The sequence below is a fragment of the Vibrio sp. 10N.222.55.B11 genome, from assembly GCF_041473705.1.
In the GTDB taxonomy this organism is placed as follows: domain Bacteria; phylum Pseudomonadota; class Gammaproteobacteria; order Enterobacterales; family Vibrionaceae; genus Vibrio; species Vibrio crassostreae_C.
The window spans coordinates 162,852-180,088 of sequence record NZ_JBFRST010000044.1 but is presented as its reverse complement, the minus strand read 5'-3'; the positions used below and the strand labels follow the sequence as shown (position 1 = coordinate 180,088).

General features: G+C 44.5%; 16 protein-coding genes. 12 read left to right on the top strand and 4 right to left on the bottom strand.

Annotated features, from left to right (window positions below):
- Positions 1–10 precede the first annotated feature (10 nt).
- From holA to lipA, 10 genes are all read left to right on the top strand, one after another.
- Positions 11–1,036: a DNA polymerase III subunit delta gene (gene holA / locus AB4503_RS16440; protein WP_017068505.1), complete on the top strand. Its 1,026-nt coding sequence runs from the start codon at positions 11–13 to the stop codon at positions 1,034–1,036.
- 64 nt (positions 1,037–1,100) lie between these two features.
- Positions 1,101–1,418, top strand: a complete 318-nt coding sequence (gene rsfS / locus AB4503_RS16435; protein WP_004735247.1) for a ribosome silencing factor — start codon at positions 1,101–1,103, stop codon at positions 1,416–1,418.
- A 3-nt stretch (positions 1,419–1,421) separates the two neighbouring features.
- Complete coding sequence (gene rlmH, locus AB4503_RS16430; protein WP_065584443.1) at positions 1,422–1,892, top strand: 23S rRNA (pseudouridine(1915)-N(3))-methyltransferase RlmH; 471 nt, start codon at positions 1,422–1,424, stop codon at positions 1,890–1,892.
- Positions 1,893–1,898: 6 nt separating this feature from the next.
- A complete protein-coding gene (gene mrdA, locus AB4503_RS16425) occupies positions 1,899–3,791 on the top strand; it encodes a penicillin-binding protein 2 (RefSeq protein ID WP_372115403.1) in 1,893 nt (630 codons plus the stop codon).
- Positions 3,791–4,912, top strand: coding sequence for a rod shape-determining protein RodA (gene rodA / locus AB4503_RS16420; RefSeq protein ID WP_017062334.1), 1,122 nt, complete (start codon positions 3,791–3,793; stop codon positions 4,910–4,912). Before mrdA ends, rodA begins: the two co-directional genes overlap by 1 nt.
- A gap of 3 nt (positions 4,913–4,915) precedes the next feature.
- Positions 4,916–5,755, top strand: coding sequence for a septal ring lytic transglycosylase RlpA family protein (locus AB4503_RS16415; RefSeq protein ID WP_017067141.1), 840 nt, complete (start codon positions 4,916–4,918; stop codon positions 5,753–5,755).
- A gap of 93 nt (positions 5,756–5,848) precedes the next feature.
- Complete coding sequence (locus tag AB4503_RS16410) at positions 5,849–7,030, top strand: serine hydrolase (RefSeq protein ID WP_017067140.1); 1,182 nt, start codon at positions 5,849–5,851, stop codon at positions 7,028–7,030.
- A 232-nt stretch (positions 7,031–7,262) separates the two neighbouring features.
- Positions 7,263–7,541 carry a DUF493 family protein YbeD gene (gene ybeD, locus AB4503_RS16405; protein WP_026084358.1) on the top strand — a complete coding sequence of 93 codons (279 nt, stop codon included), beginning with the start codon at positions 7,263–7,265 and terminating at the stop codon, positions 7,539–7,541.
- 195 nt (positions 7,542–7,736) lie between these two features.
- Positions 7,737–8,396: a lipoyl(octanoyl) transferase LipB gene (lipB, locus tag AB4503_RS16400; protein WP_004737632.1), complete on the top strand. Its 660-nt coding sequence runs from the start codon at positions 7,737–7,739 to the stop codon at positions 8,394–8,396.
- A gap of 4 nt (positions 8,397–8,400) precedes the next feature.
- On the top strand, positions 8,401–9,366 hold the full coding sequence (lipA, locus tag AB4503_RS16395) for a lipoyl synthase (RefSeq protein WP_017064177.1): 966 nt from the start codon (positions 8,401–8,403) through the stop codon (positions 9,364–9,366).
- 204 nt (positions 9,367–9,570) lie between these two features.
- Here lipA and AB4503_RS16390 read toward each other — a convergent pair whose 3' ends face one another.
- The 3 genes from AB4503_RS16390 to AB4503_RS16380 form a co-directional block, all read right to left on the bottom strand.
- Positions 9,571–10,932 (bottom strand): sodium-dependent transporter, encoded by a 1,362-nt coding sequence (locus AB4503_RS16390; protein ID WP_248384693.1) that lies wholly within the window; start codon positions 10,930–10,932, stop codon positions 9,571–9,573.
- A gap of 289 nt (positions 10,933–11,221) precedes the next feature.
- On the bottom strand, positions 11,222–11,998 hold the full coding sequence (locus tag AB4503_RS16385) for a YggN family protein (RefSeq protein WP_372110109.1): 777 nt from the start codon (positions 11,996–11,998) through the stop codon (positions 11,222–11,224).
- 88 nt (positions 11,999–12,086) lie between these two features.
- The gene (locus AB4503_RS16380; protein ID WP_017059917.1) at positions 12,087–12,560 is read right to left on the bottom strand and encodes a GreA/GreB family elongation factor; all 474 of its coding nucleotides are present in this window, start codon (positions 12,558–12,560) and stop codon (positions 12,087–12,089) included.
- 145 nt (positions 12,561–12,705) lie between these two features.
- Here AB4503_RS16380 and AB4503_RS16375 point away from each other — a divergent pair, with 145 nt between their 5' ends.
- Positions 12,706–14,640, top strand: a complete 1,935-nt coding sequence (locus AB4503_RS16375) for an ATP-dependent DNA helicase RecQ (protein ID WP_372115402.1) — start codon at positions 12,706–12,708, stop codon at positions 14,638–14,640.
- Between the two features lie 108 nt (positions 14,641–14,748).
- Here the strand turns inward: AB4503_RS16375 and dinB are convergent, their stop codons facing one another.
- The gene (gene dinB, locus AB4503_RS16370; protein WP_029236421.1) at positions 14,749–15,825 is read right to left on the bottom strand and encodes a DNA polymerase IV; all 1,077 of its coding nucleotides are present in this window, start codon (positions 15,823–15,825) and stop codon (positions 14,749–14,751) included.
- A gap of 162 nt (positions 15,826–15,987) precedes the next feature.
- Between dinB and AB4503_RS16365 the strand changes: the two genes are divergently transcribed.
- Positions 15,988–17,226, top strand: coding sequence for a response regulator (locus AB4503_RS16365; protein WP_372115401.1), 1,239 nt, complete (start codon positions 15,988–15,990; stop codon positions 17,224–17,226).
- The last annotated feature ends 11 nt before the right edge of the window (positions 17,227–17,237 follow it).

The window sequence follows — 17,237 nt, the reverse complement described above, 5'->3', positions numbered from 1 at the left end:
GGTTTATTTGATGCGTATTTTTGCTGACCGCTTATCAGAGCAACTTATTAAACAGTTGAGTAATGTTTACCTAATTTTTGGTAACGAACCGCTACTGTTGCAAGAGAGCCGAGAAGCGATTCAAAAGGCTGCAAAACAGCAAGGCTTTGAAGAACGTCACCGCTTTGCGATTGATAGCAGTCTCGACTGGAATCAAGTCTACGACTGCACTCAAGCACTGAGCCTATTCTCTAGCCGTCAGGTCATCGAGCTTGAACTGCCAGAGTCAGGCGTCAATGCCGCAATAGCGAAAGAGCTACTCGCAATCTCCGAGCATATCCACAGTGATATCTTGTTAATCTTGGTGGGCACTAAGCTCACCAAAGCTCAAGAAAGCGCTAAGTGGTTTAAGGCTCTTTCGAATCAGGGTCACTGGGTCAGTTGCCTAACGCCAGATGTCAGTCGGTTACCTCAGTTTGTCCAAGCGCGTTGCCGTCAAATCGGTTTAACGCCAGACCCTGAAGCGATTCAAATGCTGGCGCAATGGCATGAGGGTAATCTATTTGCTCTCACCCAAAGCCTAGAAAAACTGGCTCTCCAATACCCAGATGGAAAACTCACGTTAGTACGCTTAGAAGAATCGCTGAGTCGACACAACCACTTCACTCCATTCCATTGGAGTGATGCCCTATTGGCAGGGAAAGGAAATCGAGCACAACGAATCCTGCGTCAGCTAGAAGCTGAAGGTGTCGAACCCGTCATTTTATTACGTAGCATACAACGAGAGCTTGCTCTGCTATTACAAATGCAGCAACAAATGAAACAGATGCCGATTGGTCAGGTCTTCGAAAAACACCGTATCTGGCAATCTAAAAAGCCTCTTTATAACGCCGCGCTAACAAGAGTTTCGATTTCTCAATTACACTCTTTGTTCGCGTTGCTCACTCAAGCTGAATTGATGACAAAAACTCAATATGAGCAGTCGCCTTGGCCACTAATTCATCAGTTAAGCGTAGAGTTTTGTATCCCTTCAGCTTCAATACCATTCCACGCATAAAAGCGTGGTATATTCTAGGGTCGACAGCCCCTAAAAAGCTAAATTCAGATTAAAGGAACACCCCGTGTTACGTGAAGAACTAAAAGATTTTCTTGCAGACAAAGCCGACGACATGAAAGCAGAATCGATTGTGACTATCGATGTAGAAGGCAAATCAAGCGTTACTGATTACATGATTGTTTGTACAGGTACCTCTAAGCGCCATGTTGCTTCTATTGCACAGCATGTTGCTGATGAAGTACGTAAAGCAGGTATGCAGCCACTAGGCATGGACGGCCAGCAAGAAGGTGAATGGGTTGTTCTAGATATGGGGACAAGCATGCTTCACGTTATGCAAGAAGAACACCGTGAACTGTACCAACTAGAAAAACTTTGGGGCTAAGCTTTGAAGATCCAGTTAATCGCAGTTGGCACAAAAATGCCAAAGTGGGTTGAAGAAGGCTTTAAAGAATATAAACGCCGCTTCCCTCATGATATGCCATTAGAGCTCATTGAAATTACTGCGGGAAAGCGCGGTAAAAATGCGGATATTGCACGCATTCTTCAAAAAGAAGGCGAAGCGATGTTGGCAGCAGTTCCAAAAGGCAACCGCATTGTCACGCTTGATATCCCAGGTAAAAAGTGGGACACATCACAACTGGCAGAGCAATTGGAAAGTTGGAAGTTGGATGGACGCGACGTTTCTATCCTTATCGGCGGGCCTGAAGGATTAGCACCTGCATGTAAAGCGGCTGCAGACCAAAGTTGGTCTCTGTCTGCGCTTACTCTCCCTCACCCATTAGTACGCGTTATCATGGCTGAAAGCTTGTATCGAGCTTGGAGCATCACTGCTAACCACCCTTATCATCGAGAATAAGCGTTAATGTTACGTAAACGTAGCCAAATCCGTGATTACAAAGCAGAAGCACGACTATTTACTAATCGTGCTTTTGTTGCGTTTGCGGGGATCATAGTCATGATATCGATGTTGGTTGTTAATCTGTACAACATTCAGGTCAATCAATATCAAGACTATAAAACCCGCTCTAACGATAACCGTATCAAGGTCGTTCCAATCGCCCCTAACCGTGGTTTGATTTACGATCGTAATGGTGTACTTCTTGCCGAAAATCGCCCGGTTTTCAACCTAGAAATCACGCCAGAAAAAATCAAAGATATGGATGACACGCTCGTCCGTCTACAAGAATTAATCGAGATCCCGCCAGAGCGCATTAAACTATTTGATCGTGATCGTCGCAATTCACGACGCTTCAAGTCAGTACCTATTCTGAATCAGCTTACCGAAGAACAAGTTGCGATCTTCTCTGTAAATCAACATAAGTTCCCAGGCGTTGAAGTTACAGGTACGCTAAAACGTTTCTACCCTTATGGTGATGTGTTAACTCACGTGATTGGCTACGTATCGCGCATCAATGACCGTGATATGCAGCGCCTGGTTCGCGAAGAGAAAGACGCCAATTACCAAGCCACTCGCGACATCGGTAAACTTGGTATTGAGCGCTACTACGAAGACATGCTTCACGGTACCGCTGGCTATCAAGAAGTCGAAGTTAACAGCCGTGGACGAGTGATCCGTACTCTAAAATTTGTACCGTCGGTTCCGGGTAAAGATATCGTGCTCAACTTGGATATCAAGCTACAACTATACGTACATAAGTTACTGGATGGCCGCCGTGGCTCAGCTATCGTTCTCGACCCGAAAGACAATGGCGTGTTAGCCATGGTATCTAGCCCAAGCTACGACCCAAATGCATTCGTACATGGTATTTCGTCTAAAGGTTATAACGCCCTGCTTCAAGACAAAGACCGCCCTTTGGTTAACCGTGCCACGCTAGGTATTTACCCACCAGCATCGACGATCAAGCCATTCATTGCTGTTGCGGCTCTGCAAGAAGGTGTGATTACACCTAATACAACGCGTAATGACCCAGGTTATTGGAAGATCCCTAATTCAAAAACAAGACCATTCCGTGACTGGTTGCGTTGGGGACACGGGGTCGTTGATATAGAGAAAGCGATTGAAGAGTCAGTGGATACTTTCTTTTACCAAATTGCTTATGATCTCGGCATTGATCGCATATCCAAATGGATGATGATGTTCGGCTTTGGTGATTATACTGGCATCGATATTTATGAAGAAAGCAAAGCCAATATGCCAACTCGTGATTGGAAGATGGCAAGACACCGTGTGCCTTGGTACCAAGGTGACACCATCCCAGTTGGTATTGGCCAAGGCTACTGGACTGCAACACCCATGCAGATTGCAAAAGCCACATCAGTTTTGGTCAATGAAGGTGAAGTAACCGCACCTCACCTACTTCGTTCAACCATTGATAACGGTCGTCCATTCGATGAACAAATCATGTCGGACATTGAAACTTACCCACCGCTAACCGGGGTTAAGAAGAAGTATTGGGATATCGCTCAGGAAGGTATGAGGCTGGCTAACCACGGTAAGAAAGGTACGGCAAGACGTTCATTCCAGAAGATGTCTTACCAAACCGCTGGTAAATCGGGTACCGCACAGGTATTCGGCTTAAAAGAAGATGAAGAGTACAACGCGGATGAAATCGCAGAGCACTTACGCGATCACGCCCTCTTTACGGGTTACGCGCCTTTTGAAGATCCTGAAGCCGTCGTGACTATCGTTCTAGAGAACGCAGGTGGCGGTTCTTCTAACGGCGGCCCAGTAGTAAGAAGGATTTTAGACCACATTATCCTTGCAGAAGATTATCAAAGTGAGCCAATTAAATAATGAAACTTGATCCTTCAACTGGACGAAATAGAGCCCTATTCGAAAGGCTGCATATCGACCTGCCGCTTTTGCTTGGCATTCTGGTTTTAATGGGCTTTGCCCTGCTGATCATGTACAGCGCAAGCGGACAAAGCCTTGCGATGATGGACCGCCAGGCGATGCGCATGGCTCTATCTTTAGGTGTGATGATCTTCCTAGCGCAAATCTCACCTCGTACTTATGAAACCTTGGCACCACTGCTATTTGTAGGTGGTGTCATCTTGCTATTGGGCGTGTTGTTCTTTGGTGAAGCCTCTAAAGGCGCCCAGCGTTGGTTAAACTTCGGCTTTGTTCGATTCCAGCCCTCAGAGCTATTAAAGCTTGCAGTGCCTTTGATGCTGGCACGATTTATCGGTAAGCGTTCACTTCCACCCACCTTCCAAACATTAGCGATCTCGCTAGTGATGGTATTTGTACCGACGATTCTAATCGCAAAGCAACCCGACTTAGGTACATCTATCCTTATCGCCGCATCCGGTATCTTCGTGATATTCCTGGCAGGTATCAGTTGGAAAATCATTGCTAGTGCGGCAATCGCGTTGGGGGCGTTTATCCCAATCTTATGGTTCTTCTTGATGCGTGAATATCAAAAAGTACGTGTAAGAACCCTTTTTGACCCTGAATCAGATCCATTAGGTGCGGGTTACCACATCATTCAAAGTAAGATTGCGATAGGTTCTGGTGGTATATCAGGAAAAGGTTGGCTGCAAGGTACTCAATCTCAACTAGAGTTCATCCCAGAGCGCCACACCGACTTCATTTTTGCGGTAATTGCCGAAGAGTGGGGCATGATTGGTATCTTGTTCTTGCTTGCTATCTATTTGTTTATTATTGGACGTGGCTTAGTGCTTGCTAGCCAAGCTCAAACCGCATTCGGTCGAATGATGGGCGGCAGTATTGTACTGAGCTTCTTCGTTTATATTTTTGTAAACATTGGCATGGTAAGTGGCATTCTACCTGTGGTTGGTGTTCCTCTTCCTTTAGTCAGTTATGGTGGTACTTCAATGGTTACCCTTATGGCTGGTTTTGGTATTTTAATGTCGATCCATACACACAGAAAAGCATTCTCAAAGGCGACCTAATCGATGTCTATTACAACGTTTCCAAAAAAAGCATCCTTGGTTGATGAGCTGCCAATCAAAAAAATAGCCTCTATCTTAGGGCTAGCGATTTTAATCAATGGTTGTTCTTCAAAGCAGCCAACAGGCCGCTACGATATTGATTCAGATATTGCACCAGACGCACCTATCTCAGTAGAGCATCTCGAGGATGCTCACCCTCAGTATGAACCTTATAGTTTAGGTGGTAACACGGATTACACTTTACGTGGCGAAGACTACAAGATCGTAAAGAAGACCGAAGGGTTTACTGAGAAAGGCAAAGCCTCTTGGTACGGTAAGAAATTTCATGGTCACTTAACGTCTAACGGCGAGATCTATGACATGTATTCGATGTCTGCGGCGCACAAAACATTGCCAATTCCAAGCTATGTAAAAGTGACGAATACCGACAATAACAAAACCACGATTGTTCGTATCAATGATCGTGGTCCATTCCATGAAGGCCGAATCATTGACCTTAGTTATGCGGCCGCTTACAAGCTCGATGTATTAAGAACCGGCACTGCAAATGTTGAGATAGAAGTCATTACTGTAGCTATGCCAACCGACGCTAAGAAAAAGGCCGCTTTGCCACAATTTATTATTCAAGTTGCCACATCTCCACATGAAGATAGAACAGAGAAGTTAGCTAAAGATCTAGCCGAAAAGCTAGAAGTAGCAACGTTCTTGCAGTCAAATGATGACAACTACCGTCTGATGATTGGGCCATTTCATGACTATGCTCTGACTCAAGAAAAATTAGAACAAGTTAAGCTAATGGGTTACCCGTCAGCTTATATAAAAAAACACACCCTAACTCGCTAATTAATCTAACAGTTACTTCTGGTAATCAGCGCTCTGGTGTGACAGAGTGATTCTGTTAATATATGAATAGTTCACCAAATAATTGCATTCAAAATGATTAAATCTAATAAACTTGTTAAATCGATTTTTGCTACTTCTGTTGCTCTTTCTGCAACGATAGCTACATCGTCATTCGCCGCTCCTATTGTTGTTCCTGATGCACCTCAAATCGCCGCTAAAGGTTTTGTTCTGATGGATTACCATTCAGGCAAAGTACTAGCAGAGAAAGAGATGAATACTCAACTTTCTCCAGCAAGTTTAACCAAGATGATGACGAGCTACGTAATTGGCCAAGAGCTAGAGCGTGGCAACATCAACTTAAACGACGATGTTGTAATCAGTGAAAATGCTTGGGCTAAAAACTTCCCAGATTCATCTAAGATGTTCGTTGAAGTAGGTACAACGGTTAAAGTTGAAGAACTGAACCGCGGTATCATTGTTCAGTCAGGTAACGATGCTTGTGTTGCCATGGCTGAACACATCGCCGGCTCTGAAGATGCATTCGTTGACCTAATGAACGCATGGGCAAGCTCTATCGGTATGAAAGACACGCACTTCGCTAACGTGCACGGTCTAGACAACCCGAACCTCTACTCAACGCCTTACGATATGGCGCTACTTGGTCAGGCGCTGATTCGTGACGTTCCTGATGAGTACCGTATCTACTCGCAGAAAAAATTCACTTACAACGGCATCACCCAATACAACCGTAACGGTCTGTTATGGGATAAGAGCATGAACGTTGATGGCATCAAAACGGGCCACACAAGCAATGCAGGTTACAGCCTAGTAAGCTCAGCGACCGAAGGCAAAATGCGCCTAGTTGCTGTAGTTATGGGCACCAAGAATGCTAATGCTCGTAAAACAGAAAGCAAAAAACTGCTTAGCTACGGCTTCCGTTTCTTCGAAACAGTGGCGCCACATACAGCGGGTGAAACCTTCGTAGAAGAGAAGATCTGGATGGGTAGCAAGGACACAGTTGCACTGGGTGTCGATGAAGATACTTTCGTAACTCTACCTCGTGGCCAAGCTAAGAACCTAAAAGCAAGCTTCGTACTTGAGAAAGAGCTAGAAGCGCCAATCAGCAAAGGCGATGTAGTTGGTAAACTATTCTACCAAGTCGACGGTGAAGACGTTGCTGAATACCCACTACTAGCACTTGAAGATGTAGACCAAGGCAGCCTATTCAGCCGCCTATGGGACTACCTAGTTCTTCTGTTCAAGGGGTTATTCTAAACCAGCCAAAGGTTTGTTCTAAGTAAAACCTAAGCTTGTTGTATAGCTAACCTAATGAGTAAGTTCATGATTTACTCATTAGTGAACCAAAAGCCGCCATGTGCGGCTTTTGTTGATCTTGAGTTCGGTGATATTTACACGTAATATTCCGCCTTATTACTCGTGTCTGTTGACCGAACACGCTTTTTATCGACATTTCGCCAATTTGCGAGAGTCTAGCCTTTTGGAGCTAATCATGAACATCAATTCTGATGCAAAACTAAAAGACCTCTTAGAGTTCCCTTGTTCATTCACTTACAAAGTAATGGGCCACGCTAAGCCAGAACTGACTGAGCTAGTACTAGAAGTGATCCAGCGTCATGCTCCTGGTGACTACAGCCCAACGCTAAAACCAAGTGCGAAAGGTAACTACCACTCTGTTTCTATCAATATTACTGCGACTTCAATTGAGCAAGTAGAAACTCTTTATAAAGAACTGGGCGAGATCGAAATCGTTCGTATGGTTCTGTAATCTCCGATTACACATGAAAAACAGCGGCTTATTGCCGCTGTTTTTGTTTAAAGCACCCTATCTAGCTCAAATTCATTCAACTTAATTTTCAATAAATACAAAGAAAGTTGAAAAACCTTGCAGTCCGTCTGTAGTTAGAATCATGTTTCGCGTTTATAATGCGTTCACTTTATTAATCCTTGAGGGAGTGCAGCTTTGCAAAATAAGCTAATCGTAAAAAAATTAGGCCGTCAGGATTACGAACCTGTATGGAAAGCCATGCATAAGTTCACAGACGAACGCACGGAAGAAGACGTAGACCAAGTTTGGTTGGTTGAACACAACCCTGTCTTCACTCAAGGACAAGCAGGCAAAGCTGAGCATGTATTAAATGCTGGTGATATCCCTGTAATACAAAGCGATCGCGGTGGCCAAGTGACTTATCACGGCCCAGGCCAATTAGTGGCTTACTTTCTGATTAACATCCGCCGCAAGAAATTCGGAGTACGTGATTTGGTTACTCATATCGAGAACCTCGTAATCAATACTCTGAAAGCTTACAATATAGATTCAGCTGCCCGACCTGACGCTCCTGGTGTTTATGTCGATGGCAAGAAAATCTGTTCACTCGGATTACGTATTCGACGTGGCTGCTCGTTCCACGGGTTAGCACTCAACGTCGATATGGACCTGTCTCCATTCCTACGTATTAACCCATGTGGTTACCAAGGTATGGAAATGGCGCAGGTAAGCCAACTCGGCGGACCAAGTGAACTAGAAAACGTTGAGCAACAGTTAATACAAGAGCTCGTAGAGCTACTCGGCTATGACCAAGTAGACATTCAAGCCACCAGTAACATTACAGCAGAAGCATAAAATCATGAGCAAACCAATCCAAATGGAAAAAGGCGTTAAATATCGTGACGCTGACAAAATGGCATTAATTCCCGTAAAGAATATGCCTGCTGAACAGAAAGAAGTTCTACGTAAGCCTGAATGGATGAAGATTAAACTTCCTTCAGACAGCCATCGTATTCAAGAAATCAAATCAGCAATGCGTAAAAACAACCTGCACTCAGTTTGTGAAGAAGCGTCTTGCCCTAACCTAGCCGAGTGTTTCAACCACGGTACGGCAACGTTTATGATTCTTGGCGCTATCTGTACTCGTCGCTGCCCGTTCTGTGATGTTGCCCATGGTCGTCCTGTTGCTCCTGAAGCTGAAGAGCCGAAGAAACTGGCTAAAACAATTCAAGACATGAAACTGAAGTACGTTGTAATCACTTCAGTTGACCGTGATGACTTGCGTGACGGCGGTGCTCAGCACTTTGCTGACTGTAACCGTGAGATTCGCGAACTCAACCCAAATATTCGTATCGAAACACTGGTTCCAGACTTCCGCGGTCGTATGGACGTTGCGCTTGACCTAATGAAAGACAACCCGCCAGATGTTTTCAACCACAACCTAGAGACAGCGCCACGTCTATACCGTAAAGCGCGTCCAGGTGCGAACTACAAGTGGTCTCTTGATCTACTGAAGAAATTCAAAGAGCAGCACCCTGATATCCCAACAAAATCAGGTGTGATGATGGGTCTTGGCGAGACAAAAGAAGAGATCGTTCAAGTACTGAAAGACCTTCGCGAACATGGTGTGACTATGCTGACACTAGGTCAATACCTAGCACCAAGCCGTCACCACTTACCAGTAGAACGCTACGTGCCGCCTTCTGAGTTCGATGAGCTGAAAGAGATTGCTCTAGAGCTAGGCTTTACTCACGCAGCGTGTGGCCCGTTTGTACGTTCTTCTTACCATGCGGACTTGCAAGCTCAAGGTATGGAAATTAAGTAATCACGATTGCTTAACGAACAATGCAAAGGCGCTGAATATTATGTTCAGCGCCTTTTTTCTATCTTGTTCGTGCCGCTATAGCTTTATATTTCGTGCCACTAAGCTTTATATAAAAACAACAAAGCCACTCTTTATGAGTGGCTTTGTGCTTAATATTTCAAGTTCAGAGGAGGTAATTTCAAAAAGCCCAGATAGGGTTCTGCATTAACCGAAAGAAGCCCAGATAACCGTTGCAACCAAGATTGGGCACACAAACTTCACATACATTGGCCAAACCTTACCAAACCAACCCAATTGGAAATCAGGACAACCTTGTTCAAGCTCTTTCACTTTTGAAGCTCGGCTCCATACCCAACCACCAAACACACAGAACATCAATGCAGCGACCGGTTGAAGGTACTGAGTTGCAATCATCGCTACCATGCCAAACATCGCAGCAAAGTTGTAAACAATCACCACACTAAACAGCGCGATAGCACCACCAATTACCCAGCTTGTTGGCGTTCGTCTGGTATTGAAACGCTCACTCACTAGCGCAACCGGGCCTTCAAGCATCGAAATCGAAGAAGTCAGTGCTGCAATCGTTAGTAGTAAGAAGAACACAATCGCAAAGATCTGACCAAGCACACCTAAACTATCAAACATCAACGGCAAAACCGTGAATACTAGCGTGTCAGAGCTTAATAGTGAGCCGTCTTCCGCATAGATTTGTACGCCTTTTTGCATCGCAACAAACATGGCTGGCATCACCACTAGGCCAGCAATAAAAGCGACAGCAGTATCCACCAAAGTTACGTTCATCGCCATTTTGGGTAGGTTCTCTTTCTTGCTTAAGTAAGAGCCATAAACCAACATCGAGCAACCGCCAATAGTGAGCGAGAAGAAGCCCTGTCCCATTGCCGCCAGAATCAATTTTCTATCCCACACTTTCTCAAAGTCTGGAACAAGGTAATGTTTTAAGCCTTCCATCGCGCCAGATTGCGTCATGATGTAAACAAACAATAAGCCAAATAAAACAAACAGCGCAGGCATCAAACGAGTCGACCACTTCTCGATGCCTTGCTTAACACCGCCCTGCACAATCAAGATAGTCAGTACATAGAACGCGACGGTACCAAATACGTTGCGCTCAACACTGAAGCCTTTAAACCAATCAGCAATCGCTTCTAGGCCGATAAGATCCGCGACCGCACCAATTAGGAAACAGATCAACCAGCCACCAACAATACTGTAAAACGCCAACACTGCGCTTGGTACACTCAGTCCAACCCAACCGACAAACTCACCGACTTTCTTACCCAAAGGGTTTGTCGTCAAAGATCGCATGCTATCAACTGGGTTTGCTTGGCCGTGACGGCCTATAGCCATCTCAACCACCAGCATAGGGAAAGCAACCACGAAGATCATGATCAAATAGACCAAAAGGAAAGCACCGCCACCGTTGCTGGCAACTTGAGTCGGGAAACCCCAAATATTACCCAAGCCAACCGCTGCACCAGCCGCTGCTAAAATAAAACCTAAACGAGAGCTAAAGTGCTCTCTTGAAGAGGAAGATTGTTGGTCCATATCGCCCGCATTAAAAATCAGTGAACTAGTTGAGAAGTACAGTAATAAAAAGCAATGATAGGCACAACCAATAAATGAACAATTCTCTGATTTTTACAATCAATGCGCTATTTAGAACAACAAAATTAACAAAAAACCAGTCTTATCGTTCAATTATAAGCAACAAAGCGAAGCGGTAGGCTTAAGAAGGAAATGGATTGAATTGAGATAAATACTCGCCGTGTGGTTCCATTTATACAAACAAAAAGAGCACCGACCGGTGCTCTTACTATTCATCACTAGACTCGAATTAAATTGTGAAGACTTGGTAATCTTTTAAGTTCGGAATGATTTCATGCAGTTCTTGCTCTTGTTCTGCCATCTCATCAAGTGAATCACAGAACTCATTCGCTTCCTCCTGTACTTGTTGAGAGTGTTCTTTCATTCGCTCTTCAACTTTCAGCTTTAATTCAGCCATACTGTCAGCCAGTTCAGTCAGGTTTAGGCCACCGTCTTGTTTCATTTTTTCTGACATCGCATTAAAAGCGCTAGAGATAAATTCTTGGTTAAAGATTTCTTTCGCCTTCTCGAAATCTTCAGACCAACCATTGGCCATCGACTCAAAGCTGTCTGCAGGCAAAACCAGCTCGCCATCTTTGTAGTAACGGGCTTCTAGGTCTGCGAAAAACGTTTTCATCGACTCTTTTACGTTATCAAACGATTCTGGAGAGTCTAAACTAACAGCAATATCATCAATCACATCATTGGCTAATGCGAGACTTTCGCTTGCCATCTGCTTAGCTCGTGGTATGTACTCACTCATACTCTCACGATATTTTTCAATCGCCGCTTGTTGGTCAGCATCAAGCTCAACTTTCTCGCCATGAATATAGAGATCGTTATTATCATCGAACACGGCGGTATCACCATTTACCTGATGAATTTCGACTTTTTGGTCATCGATTCGCAACTCATTCTTCAAATCAACTCGACATTGAGCCGCAAATGTTGGCAGGCTCACAACAGAGATCGCCGCTGTTAACGATGCAATTAATACACTGTTTTTCATAAATACATTGCTTTTCATAACATCCTCTCATCAATCTGACAGATTACTATACCCTTGGTATATGCTCCTTTGTCAGAGAAACGTTTTATTTCTATTAGTCAGTTAGTTAGTCGATAGAGATAACTTCGTAGCAAAACTGTTTATCTGCGACCTTAAACTCAATCTCATCACCAACTTCTTTACCCATTAGAGCCTGGCCAAAAGGTGCATTTGCCGTCACGATGGCAATCTCATTCTCATTCCACGTGACAGAAAGTCCGCCGACTCTCGGCCCCATAAAAAAGTGTTTATATTGATCATGCTCGTCAATGACCACAACGTAACTGCTCACCGTAACCTTCTCACTATCACGCAACACTAAGTTACGATAACACTGAATATCGTCTTCACACTCTTGTACCCTCACCGCTTGACCATGGGCGAGATACGAAGCTTCTAATGCCAATGTATCGTACTTATGTTCAGGCACTGTCTCTTCATCTGTCGCAGCATCAATAGCGCGTTGAGTAGCAGATTGTGCGATACGTAATCGGGATTCAAGTTGCTCTATGATTATTTGGCGAAGCTCAGACTTATTCATACTATTGGGGTGCTTTTCTATAGGAGCTACAGAATAGAATTAGGTACAATCAGGTGCAAGACATTTGATTCATCAAGCGACGCTATCATGAATGGGCGCCCGCTTTAGCATCAATACGACACTTAATAACTCAGGTAGAACATAAATGATTGAGCAGAAGCTAAAACAAGTATTCGGATTCGACTCACTGCGCAATGGGCAAAAGCAAGTCATTGATAACGTTCTATCTGGTCACTCGACTGCCGCGATATTCCCGACAGGCTCAGGTAAATCGCTGTGCTATCAATTACCAGCATTAGAGTTACCGCACTTAACCTTGGTGATATCGCCACTGTTAGCCTTGATGAAAGACCAACTCGCTTTCCTGCACAGTAAAGGCATTAGCGCAGCGGCAATCGAATCAAGCCAAGACCGACAAACCACACAACAGGTTATGCAGTCAGTGCGTAACTGTGACACCAAGATCCTCATGATCTCCGTCGAGCGCTTGAAGAACGAACGCTTTCGTCAGTTTATCTCCCAAGTGTCGATCTCACTGCTTGTGGTCGATGAAGCGCACTGTATTTCAGAATGGGGACACAACTTCAGACCCGACTACCTGAAGCTTCCTCAATACCAAAAACAGCTCAATATTCCTCAGGTTCTACTACTGACAGCCACTGCGACTACAGCGGTTATCCAAGATATGAAGTCAAAGTTTGAAATTGATGAGGAGCGCGTTGTGGTTACGGGTTTCTATCGTCAAAATCTCGATCTGTCGATTCAACCTTGTGAACAAACCAGTAAGCTAGAAACCTTGTGCAATGTGGTTAACCAAGCTTCTCTCGCTCCGACTATTGTTTATGTCACCCTTCAACAAACGGCAGAGATGGTGGCTCAGCAGCTTCGCAATGCTGGCGTTAATGCAGTGGCTTACCATGCGGGTCTTAAACCTGAAAATAGAGATGCTATTCAACACCAATTCATGAATGATGACGTGAGCTGTATCGTCGCAACTATCGCGTTTGGTATGGGCGTGGATAAGTCCAACATTCGCCGAGTGATTCACTTTGACTTACCAAAATCGATCGAAAACTACTCACAAGAGATCGGCAGAGCTGGTCGAGATGGGCAAGCGTCTGAATGTATTTTACTGGCTAACAAACACGGTTTAAGCACACTCGAGAACTTCGTTTTTGGTGATACGCCAGACAACATATCGATCCAAGCGGTATTAAAAGAGATCTACGAAAATCAAAACATTGGCGCTTCTGGCTCGAATCAATGGGAGATCATGCTTAATCAACTATCACGTGAATCCAACATTCGTCAGTTACCGCTAAAAACACTACTGGTGTATCTCGAAATTGAAGGTGTGATTGAGCCCAAGTACAGCTACTTCGCAGACTACAAATTTAAGTTCATTCGTCCGAAACAGCAGATCACAGAGCAATTTCAAAGTGAACGTCGTCAATTTGTCGAAGCGATTTTCCAATGCTCTCCTCAAGCAAGAGTGTGGTGCCAAGTCGACTTCGATGCGCTTTGGACACACTTCCAAGCCGATCGTCAGCGTGTGATTGCGGCTATCGACTACTTCAATGAACAAGGTTGGATTGAACTAGAAAGCAAGCAGATCACCGATGTCTACGCGATCCACAATACTTCTGAAGATATGATGCAACTGTCAGAGCGTCTAACTGAGTTGTTTAAAGCAAAAGAAAACAGCGAGATAAACCGCCTTAACCAAATGCTGAATTTCTTTGAGGCGGATACTTGCCTAAGCTCACGCCTTGCGAGTTATTTTGCCGATGATAAAGCACCAACAAACTGCGGTCACTGCTCTGTATGTCGAGGAGAAGTAGCAATCTTACCAACCGTTGATGTTGAACCTATCGATGATGAGACGGTGATGACATGGATACATGAGTTTATTTCGGCTAGCCAACAACTGATTACCGACGAGGCAATTACTCGCTTCTTATGTGGAATCGCCACCCCGCTTTCAACCAAACTCAAAGCCAGTAAAATGGTCGGTTACGGCAAGCTAGAGCAGCAACCATTCAGTGATACCTTAGCGCGAGTAAAGCAACTTCCTAGGTAAGCTAGTTTCCATACTTAGGTAAAAACCGGCTAGGTTATCAAACCTAGTCGGTATTCAAACACCAACATTTCCAGTAACACCTCTAAGACTAACTCTCAGTGCCTTTCCCTAAAAGAAACTCAACTGACGCATTTGGTCTTTGGGTTGCAGCATTACGCTTAAACCAAGCAGGCGTATTTCTCGCCCCTGTTGTCTTTTCAGTATTTCACTTAGCAGTTCTTTGAAGTGTTCACGATCGAGAGAGGCGTGGATGTGCTCAATCGTGGTTTGTTGAAAGTCAGCGAACTTGAGCTTAATGCCCTGCTTGATGATCGCTTTACTTGGGCTGGCTTTTTCTAAGCGAGTTTCGAGTTCAGGAAACAACTTGTCTTCGATTACCTGCCAGCATTCGGCGTAGGTTGAAATATTTTGAGTGAAGGTGCGCTCTACGCCTACCGATTTTCGCTCTCGCTCGATGATAACTTCTCGGTCATCAATGCCATGACTGCGCTTCCAGAGTGATGCGCCTTGACGGCCAAACTTGAGTAGCAGGTCTCGATAGTCAGACTCTTTGATATCCTTACAAGTAAAGAAACCCGCTTGATGCAGCTTTTCAATGCTCACCTTGCCGACACCAGGAATCTTTTCAAGTGGCAGCTCATCAATCACTGATTGAACGTCCTGTGGAGGTATAACAAACTGACCATTGGGCTTATTCAGATCCGAGGCCACTTTCGCCAAGAATTTAATCGGTGCAATACCAGCAGAAGCTGTCAGGTTCAGTTCGTTCCAAATATCACGGCGAATAGACTCGGCAATAAGTGTTGCTGAACCGTGACACCGCTTAGAATCGGTGACATCAAGGAAAGCTTCATCCAAGGAAAGTGGTTCAATGATTGATGTGTATCGAGAGAAGATTTCACGGATCTTTTTAGATATCTCGACATAGACCGACATTCTTCCCGGCACAACCAATAGATTAGGACAAAGCTGTAGGGCCTTTCCGGTAGGCATTGCAGAGCGAACACCAAACTTGCGGGCTTCATAATTACAGGTGCTCAAAACGCCGCGTTGCTTTTCATGCCCACCAACAGCTAACGGGCGATTTCGGTAAGCAGGGTTATCACGCATTTCTACAGCCGCGTAAAAACAATCCATATCGACATGGATTATTTTTCTGACTTTCTCTTGGTCCGAACTGCACATTTGGAAATAACTCAACCTTACAACTGTATCTATGAACAGTATAATCAATTATTCTCAGATTTAAAATGATCTGGAGTCCAGCTCAACAGGTTTCACTTCATTCGCCGCCCACTATTCTGATAGTATTGTTAGGAGTATTTAGTCTATAAGTAGGGATAGCTTTTGAGTGAAAAAATACTAGTGGTAGAGGATAGTCGCGCATTCAGAAACTATCTTTACCAACAATTTAAGAACGATGGCTATGAAGTTGCGTTGGCGGAATCTGTAGAAGAAGCCAAAGCGATCTTAGAGCAAGAAACGGATTTCTTGTGTGCAGTCCTCGACTACTGTTTACCTGACGGCCAAGACGGCGAGATCATTGATCTCGTCTTAGGCTATCAACAGAAAATCATTGTCCTGACCGGGATGTTCGACAATCAACTGCGAGAGCAAGTCCTAGCCAAAGGCGTTATCGATTACATACTTAAAGACAGTATGTCATCAGTAAGCTACCTACTTCCCCTGGTTCAAAGAATTTCGAATAATCGCCATCACAAAGCATTGGTTGTCGATGATTCAGCGGTCGTTCGCCGTTACATAGCTCAACTTCTAGAACACCAATATATCCAAACTATCCAAGCCGAAGATGGCGAACAAGCATTAAAGCTCCTTCATAACGATCCCGATATTACGTTCGTTGTTACAGACCATGATATGCCGAAGAAAGACGGTATAACGATGATCCGTGAGATACGACGCGATCACGACAGAAACCAGTTGGCTATTCTAGGGTTATCAGGCAGCGATGATCGCACCATGACAGCTCGATTCCTTAAAGCGGGGGCTAACGACTTCCTTTACAAGCCTTTTAACCAAGAAGAATTTTTTTGCCGTATCCATCAACTGCTTGATATGAAAGAAGCGGCCAACGATCTATTTCGACATGCCAACGAGGATGCTCTTACTGGCTTATGGAACCGTCGTTACCTGTTCAATCAAACATGTAAAGGTTGTGAGCAGCGCAGTATAGCCATGATGGATATCGACTTCTTCAAGAAAGTGAACGACACCTACGGTCACGATGGTGGTGATGCAGTCCTCGTGGAAGTCGGCAAGATCATCAAAGACCATTTTAAAGATGATGTTGCTGTACGCTTCGGTGGCGAAGAATTTTGTATTCAGTCGTGTGGTTCGTTTGAGAGCTTTGTTGACAACTTAGAGTCCATGAGAGAAGCCATTGAAAGCCATGTTGTTGAGCATGACTCTCAAAGAATCAAGGTCAGTATCAGTATCGGCGTAACCGATTTAGACGCGAAGCTAGATGAGCAGATCAAAGCCGCTGATGAGCTTCTTTATACGGCAAAAGAGCAAGGTAGAAACCAACTAGTGTTTGCGCGTAACAGCATGCAAATCGAACAATAGTCATTCGCCTC